The sequence below is a fragment of the Paenibacillus sp. 32352 genome, from assembly GCF_002042965.1.
GTDB classification, from domain to species: domain Bacteria; phylum Bacillota; class Bacilli; order Paenibacillales; family NBRC-103111; genus Paenibacillus_S; species Paenibacillus_S vulneris.
Genome location: NZ_MZNT01000010.1, coordinates 77,151 through 95,631, shown reverse-complemented (window position 1 = coordinate 95,631; position 18,481 = coordinate 77,151). Strand labels below are relative to the sequence as shown.

The window sequence follows — 18,481 nt, the reverse complement described above, 5'->3', positions numbered from 1 at the left end:
CATATTTAAGAAAAATTTTAGATAAAGCCTAATTCTTTTTAAACGTTTTCCTCTATCCTAAATGGATATCAACGAAGGGGGAATATGGAGATGAAGAAGTGGGTGTTTCTGTTTGTCATTGTGGCGCTGCTAGGTTACGAGGCTTTGCAGCATACCAGGGAGAATGCTAATGGAAGCCCGGGGAATGCGGAAATTCCGGTCCAAGTATCTGAAGATGCTTCGAGGCAGAGGAGCGAGGGCAAGCAGGGGGAGTCATCCAAGCAAGTAACGATATCCGTAGCCAAGGATCAAGTATATAAAGGAAAGCTGGTTCTAGTGAATAAAAAGAATGCCGTACGTTCGGAAGGAGAGCAGACGGATATAGTTCGGTTATACGAGCATAAAGAGCTGATCCGCGGCTTCGCTCTATTAGATAATACGATTCGGCTGTCCCGGGAAGTGGCGAAAGAGTTCGGCGAAATGATGGAGGCCGCCAATAAAGACGGCGTGAATCATTTTATGATCAGCAGCGGCTATCGGGAGGAGAAGGAGCAGGACAGGCTGTTCCGGGAGATGGGCTCTGACTATGCTTTACCGGCAGGCTACAGCGAGCATAATCTCGGGTTATCGCTGGATATTGGATCGACCCAGAAGGAGATGAATCAGGCGCCGGAGGGCAAGTGGCTGCTCAAGGAGGCATGGAAGTACGGATTTATCCTCCGCTATCCGAAGGACAAGACTGCCATTACAGGCATTCAGTATGAACCGTGGCATTTTCGCTATGTAGGCATGCCCCACAGCGCCATCATGAAGGAGAACAATATGACCCTGGAGGAGTACTTGGATTACTTGAAGGAGCAGAAGACTATTACGGCCCATACGGAAGGCAACACCTATGAAATCCGTTATTATCCTTACTCCAAAAATATGAAGATTACGATCCCTGCAAACCGGAGATACGATATTACGGGCAATAATTCGGACGGCGTGATACTCACTTTATATTTGTAAGCAGGAAGCGAGGGGTATAGATGAAATCGTTCCATCCAGGCAAAAATATAGTACTGCCGGCCGTATTTGCCGTTTATTTGTATCTGTTGGCCAAGGCTATTTTATTCAAGCTCGGCCCGCTGGAGCTCGATTATCTGATCGACCGGTTCAAGCATAATTGGGAGAATCCGCGGGATATTATAAAGCGTTATGAAGCGTCCGGGAACATCATTCCCTTCAAAGAGATTGCACAGGATTTGAAACAGCCTATCGATTTCCTGCAGTTTCCGCCGGATAATTTGATCGGTAATATCGAAGTCTTTATTCCGTTTGGCCTAATGGCCCCGCTGTTTTTCCGCCGCTGCTGCCGTTCGTGGGTAGGGATGCTGATGACCTCCTTGTTATGGAGTGGAAGCTTTGAGATGATACAGCTGCTGCTATCGATCGGAACCTTCGATGTCGATGATATGATCCTGAATGTAACAGGAGGAATGATAGGTTATACGGTATTCCGCTTATGCAAACTAAGCCGAAAGCCCAAGGAAGCGCAGGCGGCTAAAGCCAAAAGCAAATCTCCGCTCCGCAGGCAGCCTAACGGCCAGGGCGAGGGTGCGGGCTGACCGTGTAGAACAGTGTCTAACTATGCAAGCCCGGCTGTTATACACCCGGATGTTCGCTTACGTCTGCGGCAGGCTCAGCGAAGAATCGCGGACAATAAGCTGGGACTCCAGAATGATAACCCGGTTGTCCGTCACTTCACCGTTCTCGAGCTGATGAATCAATCTCTCGACGATAGCGCCGCCCATCTTCATCTTCGGCTGGTTCACTGTGCTGAGCTGAGGAGTGATGTACCGGCTGATGCGATTGTTGTCCACGCCGATGACGGCGAGCTGTTGCGGAATCTTGATTCCGAGTTCACCACATGCCTGATACACACCAAGCGCCATTTCGTCGTTCGCGGCATAGATAGCGGTGAAGCTGACCTTCTTCTCTATTAATCTCTTTAACGCCTCGTATCCGCCCTGCTTGTTAAAGTTCCCGTTCTCGATCCATTCGGGACGGAATGGAATATGATGCTCGCGCAGGCCCTTCAAGTAGCCCTCCAGTCTCTCATAGCTGTCGATGGCATCCGCATAGCCGCTGAGAAACGCGATTTCCCGATGCCCTTGCTCTACCAGATGGTTCACGACTTCCTTCGAAAATTTCACATTGTCCGTATAGACGCACGGAACCTTATCGTGATGAATATATCTGCCGACGATGCCTATGGAATAATCCATATCGGCCCAATGGCAAATCTCCTCATCCGACATCATCGGGGTTACCAGGATCATGCAGTCTACGGTTTTATTCATGAGCAGATTGATAAATTCCAGCTCTTTTTCCTTGTTGTTCGACGTATCGCAGATAATAACCTTATATTTCATGGCATAAGCCTGATTTTCGATGCCCTTGATCACTTCTGCATAATAGGAGTTATTAATTTCCGGAACGATAACGCCGATAGCCATCGTTTTCTGGGAACGAAGATTTTTGGCGGCGGCATTCGGTTGGTAACCGAGCTCATGAATCACCTTCATGACCCTGTCCTTCGTCTTGGAGGTAACATTGCTGTTATTATTTAGAACCCGGGATACCGTAGCGGGGGAGACGCCGGCTTTGGCGGCCACATCGACGATTTTTATGTCCATTCTCATCTACCTTATACAGATTTTTATTCTGTGAAGACTATAACCTATAAAGAAATCGATTGCAATACTCATCATTTCATAGAATAGGAAGGAGTCGATTGTTGGATTAAGCTGAACGAACCGGATATAGTTGGAAATTTATTCAAAAATAGTGTTCAGTCAAATCCAGTATTATAAAATCGATTTCAGTTCATTCAAACAGAGACTCCATTAGAGTTTATTTTTATAAACCGGATAAAATTCAATAAAAATCGTGCTTTATCATTTTTTGTTTGACAATATTTCCAGCTGCTGAGTATAATACATCATGAAATCGATTTCAGCACTTACAGCTTTATTGCATTAACCTCTTAGTGCAGGCGGGTACCCATCATATCTATTCATTGAAGCTTCATCAATATGAAAGCGGTTTATTGGATCGTAAAAAGGGAGGGTCATACCATGAAAAAGGTAACAATGGCAGTGGCAGGAACGCTTCTGCTCGGGTCGATATTGTCCGGATGCTCCAGTACCAAGCAGGAGCCGGCGTCGTCAACCGGTGATGCAGGGGCTGCGGCGAATATGAAGCCGGTGGACTTATATTTTTATCATAACGGGAATCTTTCCGAAGAGCAGTTTCAAAAACAATATGGAGATTACATAAAGCAAAAGCTGCCGAATGTTACGGTGAAATTCGTGCCCAAAGACAAGACGGTCAGCTTGGCTGAGATGATTACGAGCGGGACGACGAAGGTGGATATCTTCATCGATTCGATAGGACAAATCGGGTTGAAGGGCTCCCTTCTGGATATCGGGCTGAACCAGGATTTATCCGATCTGGTGAAAAAGCATAATGTAGATCTAAGCCGGTTTGAGCCGTCGACGATTGATGCTATCAAGGTCATGGGCGGTCTATATGGCCTGCCGATCAGCAACAGTACGCTGGTGTTGATGTACAATAAGGATATTTTTGATAAATTCGGGGTGGAATACCCTAAAGACGGAATGAGTTGGGATGATTTGGCGGCTCTATCGCAAAAGCTGACCCGAAGCGATAACGGCGTCAACTACGTCGGTTATACGACATCGATCAATCACTTTTTAAGACTGAACCCGCTGTCTCTTGCCAATGTCGATGCCTCCTCCAAAAAAGCGACGCTGGAAACGGATGCATGGAAAAAGCTAGTTCAGGAAACCTTGATGAAGCCGATGCAATCCGAAGGCTACGGCCCAGTGCTTGAGGATTTGAAGAAGCAATGGTACAAGATTCCGTACATTGACGAGTTCTCCAAGGCCCGGAATGTCGCTATGTTCAGCTTCATGTACGGGGATTACGACTGGACCCGCGAGATGAATTGGGACGTGACGGCACTGCCTACCTTCAAGGATGCTCCGAAAGTCGGCAGTCAATCCTATCCGACTTATATGTTTATCACTTCGACCAGCGAGCATAAGGATGAGGCGATGGAGGTCGTGAAGCTGTTTATCAGCGATGAGTACCAGACGCAATTTTCCAAGTCAGGCGGCATTACGATTCTGAAGAACGATGCGATCAAGCAGGTGTTCGGCCAGGACACGACCATGAAGGATAAGAATATCAAGAATGCCGTATTCAGCAACACCTTCGCGCCGGCGGCGGCCAAAACCCGATACGATACGTTTGTAGAGGATGCCATTCGGGGTCAAATTACCGATCTCTTGTTAGGCAAAACCGATGTGAATACCGTACTTCGAAACGGTCAGGAGCAGGTTAACAAGAAGATTGAATCCGAGACCAAGTAACGTGATAGCAGGAGCACCACCGATGATGACCAGGGACTTACTGGCTTATCTTGCGGGAGTGCCCTGCTTTTTATTTCGCGCAGCCATTGATCAGTCCGGCATGGTTATTGATTAGGTCATAGCTCCTTAAGTTGACAACGCTTTGCAGCAATGTTAGGTTGGAAACAGGCATTCTTCAAGCATTTCATGATTGGTTTTGTCGACCGTACCGATGGAGACATTGTTTCTTTCTGCAGTGGGAGAGGGATGTCTTTTCTCTATATGATCTGAATCTCGAATGGAAAAGGGGACCTTAGCTTGGAAAGAACAGCGCAAAATACGGTTGTCGGTTTTATTGGCACAGGAGTGATGGGCAAAAGCATGGCGGGCCATCTGATGAACAAGGGCTATAAGCTCCATGTATACAGCCGGACGAAGGAAAAGGCTGAATCCTTGGTCGCCCAAGGGGCCGAGTGGCATCAGACGCCTTCCTCGCTGGCACCTTTATGCGACGTGATCATTACGATGGTCGGTTATCCTCATGACGTCGAAGAGGTCAGCCTCGGTGAGCAGGGAGTTATTCCTCATGCCAAGCCGGGAACTATTGTTATAGATATGACCACCTCCAGTCCTTCTTTGGCAAAGCGCATTGAGGCGGAAGCGCTGAAGCGGGGGATTCTTGCACTAGACGCTCCTGTCTCGGGAGGAGATGTCGGGGCAAGAGAAGCGCGGCTCTCCATTATGGTTGGCGGAAGCAAGGAGGCCTTCGATCAGGCGCTGCCTGTGCTGGAAGCAATGGGTACGCAGATCGTTCACCAAGGACCTGCCGGTTCCGGGCAGTTTACGAAAATGTGCAATCAAATCGCCATTGCCTCCAATATGATGGGCGTATGTGAAGCCCTGATCTATGCACAAAAAGCGGGACTCGATCCTTCTACCGTGTTGAAAAGCATCCAATCGGGAGCGGCGGGAAGCTTCTCCCTGAGCAATCTCGCTCCGAGAATGCTTAACGGGGACTATGCCCCCGGCTTTTATGTGAAGCATTTTATTAAGGACATGCAGATTGCGTTGGACTCCGCGAAGGAGATGAAGCTGGAGCTTCCGGGATTGGCGCAGGCCCGTGCATTGTACGAACAGTTGGCTCAGATGGGCGAAGAGGATAGCGGTACCCAGGCCTTGTTCAAGGTATATCAGCAGCAGCTGTAAAGCATGGAGAGAACTCAGGGGCGGGAAGCGGGACAAGCTTCTTACGAGCTCTATGGCAGGATACAAAGAGGTGATCTTATGGAACCTGTTTTTACCCAATTAAAGACGGAGGAAGAAGTTACGGACTTGGCTCGACTGGCAGCGGAAATTTGGAATGAATATTTTATAACCATCATATCCCGGGAACAAATCGATTATATGGTGCAAAAATTTCAATCCTACCCTGCCCTGACCGATCAATTGAAGCATCAAGGCTACGAATATTACTTTATGAAGCTGAACGGCTCCAACATTGGCTATATGGGAGTAAAGCAAGAAGAGGGCAAGCTGTTTTTAAGTAAATTGTATATCCTGAAGGAGCATCGCGGCAGAGGGTTTGCAAGCCGGGCCATGGAATTTTTGGTCGAGCTGTGCCGCAAAAGAGGCTTGAGCGCGATATGGCTCACCGTCAACCGCTATAATGATGCGACGATTGCGGTGTACGAGAAGAAGGGCTTTAAAAAGCTGCGCACCCAGGTTGCGGATATCGGAAACGGGTTTGTGATGGACGATTACATTATGGAGAAAGAAATCCGTCCGGTTTAATTAATAAGGGTGACCTGCGAGAGGGCTGTTGCGGAACAGCGGCTCTCTTGCAGGTTTTGTTTTTATTTTAAATTCCCAGTTGACACATTGGAATTAGTGGCATTATGATATAGGAAGATCACTGACGTAAATCTTCATATCCTTTTTGCCGATCGGAAAACCGAAGGCCTTATTGTTAATTCACAAAGGAGCAGTAAGGTTTTTTTGCGTTAATCATGAGATGGATCGGAAAGAGGAGTACTTATGAGAATAGTAAAATGGGTGTCTTTTGTTGTGACAGTTATATGGGGATTGATGCTGCTTGCAGGCTGCGGCAGCTCGCAGGGCGCAGATCATAACGGCAAGACCGGCAACAGCGCAGGGCCCGCCGGAGCAAGCTCCAAGGAGCCTTTGGTCGTCAATATCGGCATTCAGCAAAGCATATGGCCGATCCTGCTTGCCAAGCAGAAGGGCTGGTTCGAGGAGGAATTCGCCAAGGCCGGCGCCAAGGTCAATTGGGTGGAATTCCAAAGCGGTCCTTCCTATTTTGAAGCGATTGCCTCCAATCGGCTGGATTTCGGGAGGGTTGGCGACCTGCCGGTGATTTCCGGCCAAGCGGCCGATGTACCGTTCAAGGAAATCGCTGCGGCCAGCTTCGGCTCCAAAGGAAATGCCATTCTGGTGAAAAAGGATAGTCCGATCAAAACGATTCAGGACTTGAAAGGGAAGAAAATCGCGTTTGCCAAGGCCAGCTCGGCCCAGACGGTTGTCTACAAAGCGCTGGAGAAGGCTAATCTGAAGCCGGCCGATGTGCAAATCATATCGCTTCAGCCGGATGAAGCCCAGCCTGCCTTTGAAACCGGCTCCGTCGATGCCTGGGCCATCTGGGAACCGTTCATGTCCACACAGAAGGTGCTGAATGGAGCACGGGTATTGGTGGACGGAACGGCTTTGGATGCCAAAGGCGCAGGCTTTCAGATCGTACGCACCAAGTTTGCCGAGGAACACCCTGATCTGGTGACACTGTATCTGAAGGTGGAGGAAAAGACGCAGCAATGGCAAAAGCAGCATCTGGAAGAGGCGATAGACGTCTACGCCCAGCTGAAGAAGGTTGACCGTGAAATTATTCGGCAGGTCATTGAGAATACGGAGCCTACCAATATGCCGATTACAGATGAAATCATCAAAATTCAGCAGGAAACGGCCAACTCCATCTATGAGCAGGGGGCCATTAAGAAGAAAATCGATACGTCCAAGGTCGTAGACAATCAATATATTACTAAAGCGTTAGAGCAGTATAAGGCTGAACAGAAATAGCTGTACCAAGAGGCCGACCTTCAGCTTGTGTCAAAAGGCTGGCTCATGGTTAAGCAGCAGTCAACCGGAACACCGGAGACTTCCTGAAGCTGTCGCAGGTCCGTTCGCGGACCCGGGCGGCTATGGCGGGGAGTCTCTTTTTTGTATAAGTTAAGTCCCGGGAGGAGATTATGAATGACCCATACGCTCGAAATTCACGGACTATCTAAACAATTCGCCACTCCGCAAGGCCCCGTCCAAGCGCTGAATCAGATTGAGCTTCATGTGAAGCAAGGCGAATTCATCACAGTCATCGGCCCCAGCGGCTGCGGCAAAAGCACTTTATTGAAAATTATAGCGGGTCTGGATACGGCCTATACGGGGACGGTGCTGCTGGAGAACCGTCCTGTGGACCGCCCGAGCATTGATAAAGGCTTTATTTTTCAAGAGCACCGCTTGTTCCCTTGGCTAACCGTCGAGAAAAATATTGCGGCCGATCTGCGGCTTAGCGATCCGGAGGTCCGGCGGCAGGTGGATGAGCTGATTGAGATTGTCCGCCTCCGTGGGTTCGAGAAGGCTTATCCGCGGGAGCTGTCGGGAGGGATGTCCCAGCGGGTAGCCATCGCCAGAGCGCTGCTGCGCAAGCCTAAGGTGCTGCTGCTCGATGAGCCCTTTGGTGCACTGGACGCATTTACGAGAAGCCACTTGCAGGAGGTCCTGCTTGATATTTGGCAGCAGAACAAGACGACGATGATTCTCGTCACGCATGATATCGACGAAGCGGTCTTTCTCGCTAACCGGGTCGTTATCATGAATGCCCGGCCTGGCACCATTCGCAAGATTATTCCTGTGGATCTTCCTTTTCCAAGAAAGAAGACGACATCGTCCTTCCAGGAAATGCGTCATAAGGTACTGAATGAGTTTGAGCGCGTGGATGAGCTGGAGCTGGTAGACAGCTCGGGCATTTAACAAACATTCGTAGAAGGGGTGAGTGCAATGATGCATTCGACAGGGACGATAACCGGCCCAGCCGGTGCCGAAGCGATTGGAGGCCAGCAGGAGCAAGTAAAGGGGAAGGATACGGCGGCAAGGCGAAAGCGAAACGACAAATGGGCGATCGTCATTCGAGGGTTGATTTTGCCGGTTTCCGTATTAATCATATGGCAAATCGCGGGCAGCCTGGAGCTGATCTCCAAGACGCTGCTTCCGACTCCGTTAGCCATACTCCAGGCTTTTATCGATCTGATCTCCTCCGGAGAGCTGTTCAAGCATTTACAAATCAGTGTGTACCGCGCTGCGGTAGGCTTTTTGCTGGGGGGCGGTTTGGGACTGCTGCTCGGGTTAGTGAGCGGCCTGTTCCGGAGAGCGGAAGAAACGCTGGACCCTACGGTTCAGATGCTTCGCATGATTCCGCACTTGGCCATTACTCCGCTGTTCATCCTCTGGTTCGGTTTCGGGGAGCTGTCCAAAGTGCTGTTGATTGCTAAAGGCGCCTTTTTCCCTTTATATGTAAATACGTTTCTCGGAATCCGCAGCGCCGATTCGAAGCTGTTCGATGTAGCCCGCATCCTCGAATTCAGCCGGTGGAATCAAATCACACGCCTCGTGATTCCGGCTGCGATGCCGAATCTGCTGCTTGGCTTAAGGCTATCTCTCGGCGTTGCCTGGTTAGGGCTGGTCGTTGCCGAGCTGATGGGGTCAAGTGAAGGGATCGGGTACCTGATTATGGATGCCCGTCAATTTTCCCAGACACAGATCGTGTTTGTCGGAATCATCATATTCGCTATCGTGGGCAAATTGACCGATTCCTTGGTCCGGCTGCTGGAGAAGAAGCTGCTCAAGTGGCGCGACAGTTATAATGGTTAATTCAATAACGTAGAGCTGGGGAAGCGGAAGTGCTTTCCCTCTTGTATTATTAACCAACTACTGGGATCATGTTGTTGAAAAACCCTACCATACAGAAAAATGCGAAAGGTGGTAAGTGGGGTATCTCCTGTAGGAGCGATAGCGTTCGCCTTTGTTCTCGTGAAATTCCCGCTATAGAGCAAATTTAATCAAAGTTTCCTGAGAACAACAGCGACCGGAAGGGGATACCCCACTGGGGGATCGAAGCAATTTTTCAGATTTTCAGATTTTCCAACAGACTCGCCCCACTTGTGGGGTTATTTCGTTTGGGGCTCTACGCCCAGCGCCGATCCATCTCTTCATCCATCGAGGTTCTTCCCGAGCAGAGCTCGAGAAAGGATTCGGCGACAAGAACGCATCCTTCATAATCGAGATACCCGGAATGCGCGACAAGGATCGGATACTCGTTATTGTTCATTTCTTCCCGCATATCAAAAAGATAGTGATTCCCGCAGCCATCCATGGCAAAAGAAACGGCATGCTTCATGTATTCGGGCAGCTCGTAAGCCAGATTGTATTCCCGAAGCTGATCCGTGCCAAAAAACTGAAAGAACCTGTCGCCGTTCTGAAATTCCCCGCCATTGGAATAGCGCAAGAAATCAAGATAGCTGGCAGGAAACGTCTTCTGCGGCAGCTTCCATAAAGCAGGATCAAATGGCTTGTACTGATCGTACAGCTCATGTCCTGCAGGAAACGGATTTCGTTGTCTGCCCGCAATCTCGGCCATCTCTTGCTCGGATAACGCCGCATTCCAGGCTGTAACAAAACGGTCAAGCTCATTCTCGTCAGCTGGCGGTCTTCTGACATGCTCCAGTTCAAATACATGGTTCCACAAAGATGCTCATCCTCCTGTTTCCGATAGACTCAGCTAAACTCCAGCTTATCAAATAACCGGACAAAAATCTTCGCAATATTTCTGGCGTCATCGATCCCCCGGTGATGTTGGCCCTCCATAGGCAAATGCAGCATTTGAAGTGCCCTCTCCATACCGGCGCCCCGATCACGGCCGATCATTTTACCGTGCTGATGCTTGATGCTGATGTGATGCTTCAGCCAATCCGTGCTTAGACTGTGCAGCTTACAGTCTTTAATTAGCTGATTCTTATCATAGAGACCCCAGGAGCAGAGGTAAAAGGGCCCCGGACCGATCCAATCCTGGAACGCGCGGACACCTTGGGGAAAATAAGGAGCTGCTTGAACATCCTCTTGGGTAATAGAGGTTAGTGTTTTACAGAAATCAGATAACCAGGGGTTCAGCACAGGCTTGATGAAGGTTTGGAATTCATCTATCCGTTGAAGCTGCTGATTGAGCTTGACCGCTCCAATCTCAATAATTTCATTCGGCTTGCTTCGGTCGTTTTCCCAGCAGGTGGCCTCTAAATCAAAAATAATGTAGTTCATGTCCTAATCATCCATTCTTTTAAAGGTAGTTAGGAATGATAGTACAATAAAGCTGTCTAAAGGTCAGTGTAATTTTTGATTATAACCTATGTATCGGGGAAAAAGAAAAAGAGCCAACGATGGCCCTTTTTTCAAGAAGGAGGTCGCCTATTTTTTATCCTTCAGCTCCTTCAAAGCCTGCTCCACGAATTTGCCCTCCAGCACTTGGCTCGTTTCGAGCTTTTTATTGATGGCTCCTGCCGAATATAGGAAGTCGGCCTGCTCCTGATGCGCTTTGGCGAATTCTGGAGTGATGGGGGAAAGAAGAGGTTCGGTGTTTTTTAATACGGTGCTGATGATTTCCTTGTCCAGCTTCTGGGATTTGGACAGCTCCTCAGTCACTTCCTCGTTATGCTCCACATAATATTTGCGGACCTCCTCATAGGTTTTAAGGAAAAGAACGGTGAGGTCCGGATGATCTTTGGTAAATTTGGTTCGGGCAATCAGGAAGCCGGGGGCGTTAATATTCAAATCCTGGCCGGTCACCAGTATTCTGGCCCCGGTCTGAAATACGGCCGTCGTAGCATATGGCTCCCAGATCGACCAGGCATCGATCGCGCCGGAGTCCAGAGCGGGTCTTGCTTCATCGGGCTGCAGCTGAATCACCTTGACGTCGTCGCCCTTAAGACCAATTTTATCGATGGCCAGATAAAGGAAGTTATAGGCGCTGCTGCCTTTGGCCACACCGATTTTTTTGCCTTTCAGATCCTTCAGCTCTTTGATCGGACTGTTCTTGGGAACGACAATCATATTGCCTTTCTTGCCGTCGCTGGTTACGGCGATAGCCTTGAAGTCGATGCCTCCGACCTGTCCGGAGACTACGGGGGTCCCTCCGACGGAGCCGAAATCGAGCCGGCCGGCGGCCAGCGCTTCGAAGTGCGGGGGACCACTTGCAAATTCATTCCATTTGACCTCGGCCCCAACGGCGGCAAAAGCTTTTTCGAAGGCTCCCTTATCCCTTGCATAGGGAAGAATGCCCGTCTTTCCCTGGACTCCGATATTAACGACGATCTTTTCCTTGGATTTCTCCACAGAACCTGCTTGGGCAGCGGAGGCGGTATCCGTAGAGGCCGTCTTGCCGCAGCCGGTTAACACCACGGAAAATACAATGATACTTGTCAGGATGGATAATATCGTCTTCTTTTTCCTCGCTGCCATAATGAAAACCCCCTTGTAATTTAACGGTCTGCTATTAATTGGCTTGCTGCTGCGGCCTTAATTGATACCGGTTGCCTGGAACGGCCAGCCCTAAATGATCGCGAAGTGTCGTTCCGCTGTATTCTGTCCGATACAAACCGCGCTGCTGCAGGATCGGAATGACCCGATCCACGAATTCGTCCAGCCCTCCGGGCAAATAAGGAGGCATAATATTAAACCCGTCGCAGCCGCCGTGGGTAAACCAGTTTTCCAGAAAGTCGGCAATCTGCTCCGGCGTCCCATGGATGGTTTTGTGACCGCGCGCCCCGGTAACTCTGGCCACGAGCTGCCGGATGGTCAGCTTGTCGCGGCGGGCCATATCGACCAGCAGCTGATAGCGGCTTTTGCCCCCGTTAATGTTTACCGCATCGGGCAGGTCGGGCACAGGCCCGTCGAGAGGGTAGGCGGACAGATCCACCCGTAGCGTTCGGGAAACCATGGCCAAGCCGACTTCGGGAAGCACGAGCTCCTGCAGATGGGCTTCCTTCTCCTTTGCTTCTTGTTCGGTAGCTCCGATAACCGGCAGGATACCGGGTAATATTTTCAATTGATCTCGGGAACGGCCATACTGCTTGAGCCTTCCCTTCAGACTGCTGTAGAAGGACTGCGCCTCCTCCAGCGTCTGCCATGCCGTGAATACGACCTCAGCCGTTTTTGCCGCAAAATCCTGGCCCGTCTCGGAGGAACCGGCTTGAACGAGCACGGGTCTACCTTGGGGAGTACGAGGAATCGAAAGAGGGCCTCGTACCGAGAAAAATTTCCCTTGATGGCGGATCGCATGGATTTTATCAGGATCGGCAAAGACTCCGGATGACTTATCGATAAGTAGCGCGCCGTCCTCCCAGCTGTCCCACAGCGACGTGACGACCTCGACGAATTCTTGTGCGCGTTCGTAGCGGATGGAATGGTCCAGGTGATGGTCCTGGCCGAAGTTCTGGCTTGTAATTTCCATACTCGTCGTCACGGCATTCCAGGCCGCTCGCCCGCGGCTCAAATGATCAAGGGAAGCGAATTTTCTGGCAACGTGGTAAGGCTCGCTGTAGGTGGTGGAGACGGTTCCGGCCAAGCCGATATGGGAAGTGACGGAAGCAAGCGTGGATAGCAGCGTGAGGGGCTCGGCCCGGACGGGGACGGTATGCTGAACGGAGGCTTCATGCTGCTCAGGCAGCGCAGGGATGTCCTCGATAAAAATCATATCGAACTTGCCCCGTTCTGCCGTTTGCGCAAATCGTTTATAAAATTCAAAGGTAAACAGTCCCAGTGAATCCGTCAGCGGATATCTCCAGGCAGCAATATGATGCCCTACACCGTAAAGGAAGGCTCCCAGGTGGAGCAGGCGTTTTGTTTCTCCCATAGTCGATCACTCCTCGGTCAAAATACGTTACATGCAGGTGCCAAAATGTTGTACTAGAAGCTCAAATAGATGAGGATGCCGAAGGCCGGCTGAATTTGCTTGCGGGACGCTTCAGGCCGAGGTGATCACGAAGCGTGGTTCCGGTATATTCCGTGCGAAACAATCCGCGGTTTTGCAGCTCGGGGATGACCAGCTCAACAAAGTCCTCCAAGCCTCCAGGCAAATAAGGCGGCATAATATTGAAGCCGTCAGAGGCGCGCTCGTTGAACCATAGCTCCAATTGATCGGCAATTTGAACGGGGGTGCCATAGATCGTCCGGTGCCCGCGCGCTCCGGTGACACGATAGATCAGCTGGCGGATGGAAAGGCCGTCCCGTTTGGCCATATCGGACACGAGCTTGAATCGGCTTTTGCCGCCGTTGATGGCTTCGAGCTCGGGCAGTTCCGGAAGTGGGCCGTCCAGCGGGTAATCCCGCAGATCGACATTCAGGGACCCGGAGAGCATCGATAAGCCGACAGACGGCAGCACCAGCTGCTGCAGCAGCTGCTCCTTCTCCCGGGCTTCCGCTTCCGTTGCTCCGATAACAGGGAAGATGCCGGGCATGATCTTGAGCTCATCCGCCGTGCGTCCATACTTAGCAAGAAGTGATTTGACATTGCGATAAAAGAGCTGCGCCTCCTCTAATGTTTGCCATGCAGTAAAAATCACCTCAGCGGTTTCGGCTGCGAGCTGCTGGCCTGTCTCCGAAGAGCCGGCCTGGATAATCACGGGCCGCCCTTGGGGCGGTCTAGGGGCATTCAGCGGACCTCTGACCCTGAAATGCTCTCCCAGATGGTCGATCCGGTGAACTTTGTCGGGGTTGGCGAATTGTCCGTTCTGCCGGTCAAACAGGATAGCATCATCCTCCCAGCTATCCCACAAGGAGGTGGCAACCTGGATAAATTCTCTGGCCCGTTCATAGCGGACGGCATGGTCCGGATGCTTCTCCTTGCTGAAATTGGCAGCCTCTTCGTTGCGGCTGGACGTAACGACATTCCAGGCTGCCCGCCCTCCGCTCAGATGATCGAGAGTAGCGAATTCACGGGCCAGGTTATAAGGCTCATGGTAGGTCGTCGATACGGTAGCCGCCAACCCGATTCGTTCGGTGACCCCGGCAAGATAAGAGAGAAGGGTAATGGGCTCCGGGCGAACCGAAGCGGTATGGGAGGGGGAGCTGCCGAGCAATGCCAATGAATCCGCCAGGAAAAGCATATCGAACTTGCCGCGTTCTGCTGTCTGAGCAAAGCGCTCATAAAATGCCGGGTCCATGATACCGTGTGCTTCCGTATCCGGATAACGCCAGGCGGCGACATGGTGCCCGACACCGAACAAAAAGGCGCCTAAATGCATTTGTCTAGCTTTTACACTCATAAGTATCTCCCTTCCTTAAGACCCGGATCGGTGATTATTGAAGTTGTGGCTGAGCAGTGAATGAAGGATGCGGATGAGGCAAGCCGTAATGCTCGCGAAGCGTACGCCCCTTGTACTCGGTACGGAACAATCCGCGACGTTGGAGCTCCGGTACGACAAGATCGATGAAATCGTCCAGGCCGCCCTTCATAACTTGGGGCATGATGTTAAAGCCGTCGGCAGCCCCTTCTGTAAACCAGACCTCCAGCTCATCGGCAATTTGCTTGGCCGTACCGGCAATGGTGCGATGACCGCGTCCTCCGGCAAGCCTCAGGAGCAGCTGGCGCAGGGTCAGATTCTCGGTGCGCGCAAGCTCGATAATGAGCTGCGCCCGGCTTTGATGCCCTCGTGCCAGCACGGTTTCGGGAATTTCAGGCAGCGGTTCGTCCAGAGGATAGGCCGTCAAATCGAAGCCTACCCGGTTGGACAGCTGGAGCAGACTGTATTTCGGATTGGTCAGCTCATGGAGCATCGCTTCTTTTTCCTTGGCCTCCGACTCGGTTTCCCCGATAATGGGGCAGATCCCGGGTAAAATGATCACGTGCTCGGGATTGCGGCCTTGTTGACGGACGCGGGCTTTCACATCCGAATAGAAGGCTTGAGCATCAGTGAGTGTCTGCTGAGCGGTGAAAATGGCGTCGGCGACGGCCGAGGCAAAATGGCGTCCGTCCTCCGAGGAGCCTGCCTGAACAAGGACGGGCCGTCCTTGCGGCGAGCGAGGCACATTGAGCGGGCCTTGAACGGAAAAGTGCCGCCCTTTGTGGTGAAGCTCATGCACCTTGCTGCTGTCTGCATAAGTACCGGACGCTTGGTCGAGCACGAGCGCATCGTCTTCCCAGCTATCCCATAGGCGGGAGGCTACCTCGACGAATTCTGCCGCCCGTTCGTATCGCTCCGCATGGCCGGGAATTCGGTCGAAGCTGAAGTTTCTCGCTTCCTCGTCGGTTCCGGAGGTGATGATATTCCATCCGGCACGCCCTGAGCTTAAATGGTCGATCGTAGCAAAGCGGCGGGCGACATTGAAGGGCTCGTTGAAGCTGGTGGATACGGTGGCGATGAGGCCTATGCGTTTGGTAACTACGGAGAGGGCTGTGAGCAGCGTAAGCGGCTCAAGTCCCGTCAACGCTCCATAGGCAACGCCTTTCTTGGAGACGGAATAACGATCCGCCATAAATAGCGAATCGAATTTCGCCTGCTCCGCTTTTTGAGCCAGCCGTTGATAATGCTCGAATTGCATCAGCTGCTTCGCGTTCGTATCCGGATGTCTCCATGCACCCTCATGGTGCCCGGCGGGGACAAGGAATAAATTAAGATGCATTTCTCTTTGGGTTGTCGTCATAATTGGTTCCCCCTCGTCTGATGAAATAATAAAAGACTTCCGGACCTGTCGAACCTCGATAGGGCGACAGCTGGAAGCCTTTGGTTATCCAATCGGCTTATGGACGGTATGGATGATATTGATATTTACCAGTGTTTTAAGCATCAAGCGATGGGACTGAACGATAGACGATGTCGTATCTCCTGAACGAATTCGCCGATCGAAGCCGTTAGGCGCTGCTCCAGCTCATCGGCCAGTCCAAAGGTACCGTCTTCACGGCGCTCTACCTGGGTATCGAGCGCATACACGCCAGACAGTTGGAGCTTTGCACCCAATGCGGCAAGAACCGGTTTGAGGGCATAATCCAGCGCAAGCAGATGGGCGATCGTACCGCCTATGGCAACGGGAAGAATGATTTTCCCCTCCAGTCCCTTCTGCGGAATTAAGTCCAGGAAGGTCTTCGTTACACCTGTGTAGGACGCCTTGTAAATGGGGGTTGCGACAATGACGGCGGCTGCGTTGGCTATAATTTCATTGGCCTTGACAATAGCAGGGCTTTGGAAATTCGTAAATATCAGATCCTCCGGCGGAAGACTTCGAACCTCAATCCAATCCAGCTCCAGTCCTTCCGCAAGCAGAGACGATTCAATGCTGCGAAGTACACCGTTCAGCCGGGAGCTGGCAGACGGGCTTCCAGAGATAACAGCTATTTTTGCCATGGAATAACACTCCTTCGGTTAGGGGAATAAAAAAGACTCCTGCCCCATAGATAGGGGAAGGAGTCTCCAGTTGACCGGTAGACCAATTTAAAACCGACTAAATACATATGAATAATTATATTTAGGATGGTACCACTGTATTGGATGTTCGTCAAGGGTGGATTTCAGAAATATCTAATCGGAAGCATTAGGCTTCCGGCTATTTTCTGTGACCTGAGAAAAAGCAAGATAGTACATGTTTCACAGCATGGAAATCCATGGTTTCTTTCGTTCTTTGGGAGTAATCTAACAATAGTCCTTATGGCTAGTGCATTCCAGAGGGTTGTTGCACAATTTACTAGTAAAGAAGGTCTATCCGGGATGGAAGCATGGAAGCGCAATTTGTTCATTTTATGGTTCGGTACTTTTTTCAGCTCCGTCGGGATCGGAATGATTATTCCATTTTTGCCGCTGTATGTTCAGGAGCTCGGCATTCACGATGTGAAGCAGGCCGCTCTATGGGCCGCCATGATTTTTGGGGTCAATCATTTGATGATCGCCATCGTATCTCCCTTTTGGGGGAAATTCTCGGATAAGTACGGCCAGAGAGTAACCATGATCCGATCGGGCTTCGGGCTCGCAATCATTATCGCAGCGATGGGGCTGGTTCATACCCCGATGCAATTGCTGCTGCTTAGAGCTCTTTTTGGCACTATGGGAGGGTTCTCGACGTGTGCGGTCGCTCTGATGGCTATTGAGACGCCTAAGGAGCAAGTAGGCAAAGCATTAGGCACGCTTCAGACCGGCCAGGTTTCCGGGCAGCTGCTGGGCCCTCTGCTTGGCGGTGTGATGGCCGAATGGCTGGGAATGAGGAATTCGTTCTTTTTCACAGGCTTTTTCATTTTTATTGCAGCCGTATTCGTTTTGTTCGGTGTCAAGGAGACGCGAAAGTATGCCAAATTCCATTTTCGCGATTTGAAATGGAAGGCATCGGGGGAGAAGAAGCCAGAGAGAACGAGCTTGAAAGAGGTCATGAAGCACAAGCCGGCGATATTAACGTTATTCATTTCGACCTTTCTTATCGCTGCAAGCTTTCAAAGTATCAGTCCTATTATCACGCTCTATGTGAAGAGCATGCATATCGAGAACCATGTTGAAATCATGGCGGGGCTTATTTTTGCTTCGAGCGCTTTGGGGACGATGATTGCCGCTCCTATTCTGGGAAGGCTCGGGGATCGGCACGGGCACTTTATTGTATTGCTATGCTCGCTGCTCATGATTTCGGTGTTGTATATTCCACAGGCGCAAATATCCAATCCGTGGATTTTAATGGGGGCGCGGTTTTTATCCGGGCTATGCGTAGGCGGCTTGATTCCTTCGATCAGCTCGCTGCTGCGGAGCCTGACTCCGTCTACGATTCAGGGAAGCGTCTTTTCCTATAATGCAAGCGCCAATTCGTTAGGCAACGTCCTGGGTTCTCTGTTCGGAGGCGTCGTCGCCAGCAACATGGGGATACCGGTCGTATTTTATATTATCTCGGGAGTCTTTTTCCTGCACTTTATCATGCTGGTCCTTCAAACCAAGCGGATTACAGAATCTCGCAAAACGGCGGAATCAGCGTAAAATTTAATGAGAAGCGTCCTGTTCGTAAAG

Annotated in this window: 17 protein-coding genes; 9 read left to right on the top strand and 8 right to left on the bottom strand. The window is 50.8% G+C overall.

Annotated features, from left to right (window positions below; genetic code table 11):
* Positions 1-90: 90 nt before the first annotated feature.
* Together B1728_RS22425 and B1728_RS22420 are read left to right on the top strand one after the other, a co-directional pair.
* Complete coding sequence (locus B1728_RS22425; RefSeq protein WP_079912644.1) at positions 91-990, top strand: M15 family metallopeptidase; 900 nt, start codon at positions 91-93, stop codon at positions 988-990.
* 20 nt (positions 991-1,010) lie between these two features.
* Positions 1,011-1,589, top strand: coding sequence for a VanZ family protein (locus tag B1728_RS22420; RefSeq protein ID WP_079912643.1), 579 nt, complete (start codon positions 1,011-1,013; stop codon positions 1,587-1,589).
* A gap of 57 nt (positions 1,590-1,646) precedes the next feature.
* Here B1728_RS22420 and B1728_RS22415 read toward each other — a convergent pair whose 3' ends face one another.
* Positions 1,647-2,660 (bottom strand): LacI family DNA-binding transcriptional regulator, encoded by a 1,014-nt coding sequence (locus tag B1728_RS22415; protein ID WP_079912642.1) that lies wholly within the window; start codon positions 2,658-2,660, stop codon positions 1,647-1,649.
* Positions 2,661-3,101: 441 nt separating this feature from the next.
* Here B1728_RS22415 and B1728_RS22410 point away from each other — a divergent pair, with 441 nt between their 5' ends.
* The 6 genes from B1728_RS22410 to B1728_RS22385 all read left to right on the top strand — a co-directional run bounded on the left by B1728_RS22410 (position 3,102) and on the right by B1728_RS22385 (position 9,332).
* Entirely contained in the window at positions 3,102-4,421 is a 1,320-nt protein-coding gene (locus tag B1728_RS22410) for an ABC transporter substrate-binding protein (protein WP_179136153.1), read from the top strand.
* Positions 4,422-4,718: 297 nt separating this feature from the next.
* The gene (locus B1728_RS22405) at positions 4,719-5,606 is read left to right on the top strand and encodes an NAD(P)-dependent oxidoreductase (RefSeq protein WP_144027961.1); all 888 of its coding nucleotides are present in this window, start codon (positions 4,719-4,721) and stop codon (positions 5,604-5,606) included.
* 78 nt (positions 5,607-5,684) lie between these two features.
* Positions 5,685-6,191 carry a GNAT family N-acetyltransferase gene (locus B1728_RS22400; RefSeq protein ID WP_079912640.1) on the top strand — a complete coding sequence of 169 codons (507 nt, stop codon included), beginning with the start codon at positions 5,685-5,687 and terminating at the stop codon, positions 6,189-6,191.
* Positions 6,192-6,434: 243 nt separating this feature from the next.
* Positions 6,435-7,487, top strand: coding sequence for an aliphatic sulfonate ABC transporter substrate-binding protein (locus tag B1728_RS22395; protein WP_079912639.1), 1,053 nt, complete (start codon positions 6,435-6,437; stop codon positions 7,485-7,487).
* A gap of 174 nt (positions 7,488-7,661) precedes the next feature.
* Positions 7,662-8,435, top strand: a complete 774-nt coding sequence (locus B1728_RS22390) for an ABC transporter ATP-binding protein (protein ID WP_079912638.1) — start codon at positions 7,662-7,664, stop codon at positions 8,433-8,435.
* A 30-nt stretch (positions 8,436-8,465) separates the two neighbouring features.
* Positions 8,466-9,332: an ABC transporter permease gene (locus B1728_RS22385; protein WP_079912844.1), complete on the top strand. Its 867-nt coding sequence runs from the start codon at positions 8,466-8,468 to the stop codon at positions 9,330-9,332.
* A gap of 313 nt (positions 9,333-9,645) precedes the next feature.
* Here the strand turns inward: B1728_RS22385 and B1728_RS22380 are convergent, their stop codons facing one another.
* The 7 genes from B1728_RS22380 to ssuE form a co-directional block, all read right to left on the bottom strand.
* On the bottom strand, positions 9,646-10,206 hold the full coding sequence (locus tag B1728_RS22380) for an SMI1/KNR4 family protein (protein WP_079912637.1): 561 nt from the start codon (positions 10,204-10,206) through the stop codon (positions 9,646-9,648).
* A 29-nt stretch (positions 10,207-10,235) separates the two neighbouring features.
* Positions 10,236-10,772, bottom strand: coding sequence for a 3'-5' exonuclease (locus B1728_RS22375; RefSeq protein WP_079912636.1), 537 nt, complete (start codon positions 10,770-10,772; stop codon positions 10,236-10,238).
* A 147-nt stretch (positions 10,773-10,919) separates the two neighbouring features.
* Complete coding sequence (locus tag B1728_RS22370) at positions 10,920-11,969, bottom strand: aliphatic sulfonate ABC transporter substrate-binding protein (protein WP_079912635.1); 1,050 nt, start codon at positions 11,967-11,969, stop codon at positions 10,920-10,922.
* A 34-nt stretch (positions 11,970-12,003) separates the two neighbouring features.
* Complete coding sequence (locus tag B1728_RS22365; RefSeq protein WP_079912634.1) at positions 12,004-13,362, bottom strand: LLM class flavin-dependent oxidoreductase; 1,359 nt, start codon at positions 13,360-13,362, stop codon at positions 12,004-12,006.
* A 61-nt stretch (positions 13,363-13,423) separates the two neighbouring features.
* Positions 13,424-14,773 carry an LLM class flavin-dependent oxidoreductase gene (locus tag B1728_RS22360; protein ID WP_079912633.1) on the bottom strand — a complete coding sequence of 450 codons (1,350 nt, stop codon included), beginning with the start codon at positions 14,771-14,773 and terminating at the stop codon, positions 13,424-13,426.
* A 34-nt stretch (positions 14,774-14,807) separates the two neighbouring features.
* Positions 14,808-16,151 (bottom strand): LLM class flavin-dependent oxidoreductase, encoded by a 1,344-nt coding sequence (locus tag B1728_RS22355; RefSeq protein ID WP_079912632.1) that lies wholly within the window; start codon positions 16,149-16,151, stop codon positions 14,808-14,810.
* Positions 16,152-16,294: 143 nt separating this feature from the next.
* Positions 16,295-16,849 (bottom strand): NADPH-dependent FMN reductase, encoded by a 555-nt coding sequence (gene ssuE / locus B1728_RS22350; protein ID WP_079912631.1) that lies wholly within the window; start codon positions 16,847-16,849, stop codon positions 16,295-16,297.
* Between the two features lie 360 nt (positions 16,850-17,209).
* Here ssuE and B1728_RS22345 point away from each other — a divergent pair, with 360 nt between their 5' ends.
* On the top strand, positions 17,210-18,451 hold the full coding sequence (locus B1728_RS22345) for an MFS transporter (RefSeq protein ID WP_179136152.1): 1,242 nt from the start codon (positions 17,210-17,212) through the stop codon (positions 18,449-18,451).
* Positions 18,452-18,481: the final 30 nt, after the last annotated feature.

Bases quoted from the DNA above. Each gene is read 5' to 3' on its own strand.
- B1728_RS22370 (WP_079912635.1), bottom strand. From the start codon at position 11,969: ATGGCAGCGAGGAAAAAGAAGACGATATTATCCATCCTGACAAGTATC.
- B1728_RS22400 (WP_079912640.1), top strand. From the start codon at position 5,685: ATGGAACCTGTTTTTACCCAATTAAAGACGGAGGAAGAAGTTACGGAC.
- B1728_RS22395 (WP_079912639.1), top strand. From the start codon at position 6,435: ATGAGAATAGTAAAATGGGTGTCTTTTGTTGTGACAGTTATATGGGGA.
- B1728_RS22410 (WP_179136153.1), top strand. From the start codon at position 3,102: ATGAAAAAGGTAACAATGGCAGTGGCAGGAACGCTTCTGCTCGGGTCG.
- B1728_RS22415 (WP_079912642.1), bottom strand. From the start codon at position 2,660: ATGGACATAAAAATCGTCGATGTGGCCGCCAAAGCCGGCGTCTCCCCC.
- B1728_RS22365 (WP_079912634.1), bottom strand. From the start codon at position 13,362: ATGGGAGAAACAAAACGCCTGCTCCACCTGGGAGCCTTCCTTTACGGT.
- B1728_RS22385 (WP_079912844.1), top strand. From the start codon at position 8,466: ATGCATTCGACAGGGACGATAACCGGCCCAGCCGGTGCCGAAGCGATT.
- B1728_RS22345 (WP_179136152.1), top strand. From the start codon at position 17,210: ATGGAAGCATGGAAGCGCAATTTGTTCATTTTATGGTTCGGTACTTTT.
- B1728_RS22375 (WP_079912636.1), bottom strand. From the start codon at position 10,772: ATGAACTACATTATTTTTGATTTAGAGGCCACCTGCTGGGAAAACGAC.
- B1728_RS22420 (WP_079912643.1), top strand. From the start codon at position 1,011: ATGAAATCGTTCCATCCAGGCAAAAATATAGTACTGCCGGCCGTATTT.
- B1728_RS22355 (WP_079912632.1), bottom strand. From the start codon at position 16,151: ATGACGACAACCCAAAGAGAAATGCATCTTAATTTATTCCTTGTCCCC.
- B1728_RS22390 (WP_079912638.1), top strand. From the start codon at position 7,662: ATGACCCATACGCTCGAAATTCACGGACTATCTAAACAATTCGCCACT.
- B1728_RS22360 (WP_079912633.1), bottom strand. From the start codon at position 14,773: ATGAGTGTAAAAGCTAGACAAATGCATTTAGGCGCCTTTTTGTTCGGT.
- B1728_RS22425 (WP_079912644.1), top strand. From the start codon at position 91: ATGAAGAAGTGGGTGTTTCTGTTTGTCATTGTGGCGCTGCTAGGTTAC.
- ssuE (WP_079912631.1), bottom strand. From the start codon at position 16,849: ATGGCAAAAATAGCTGTTATCTCTGGAAGCCCGTCTGCCAGCTCCCGG.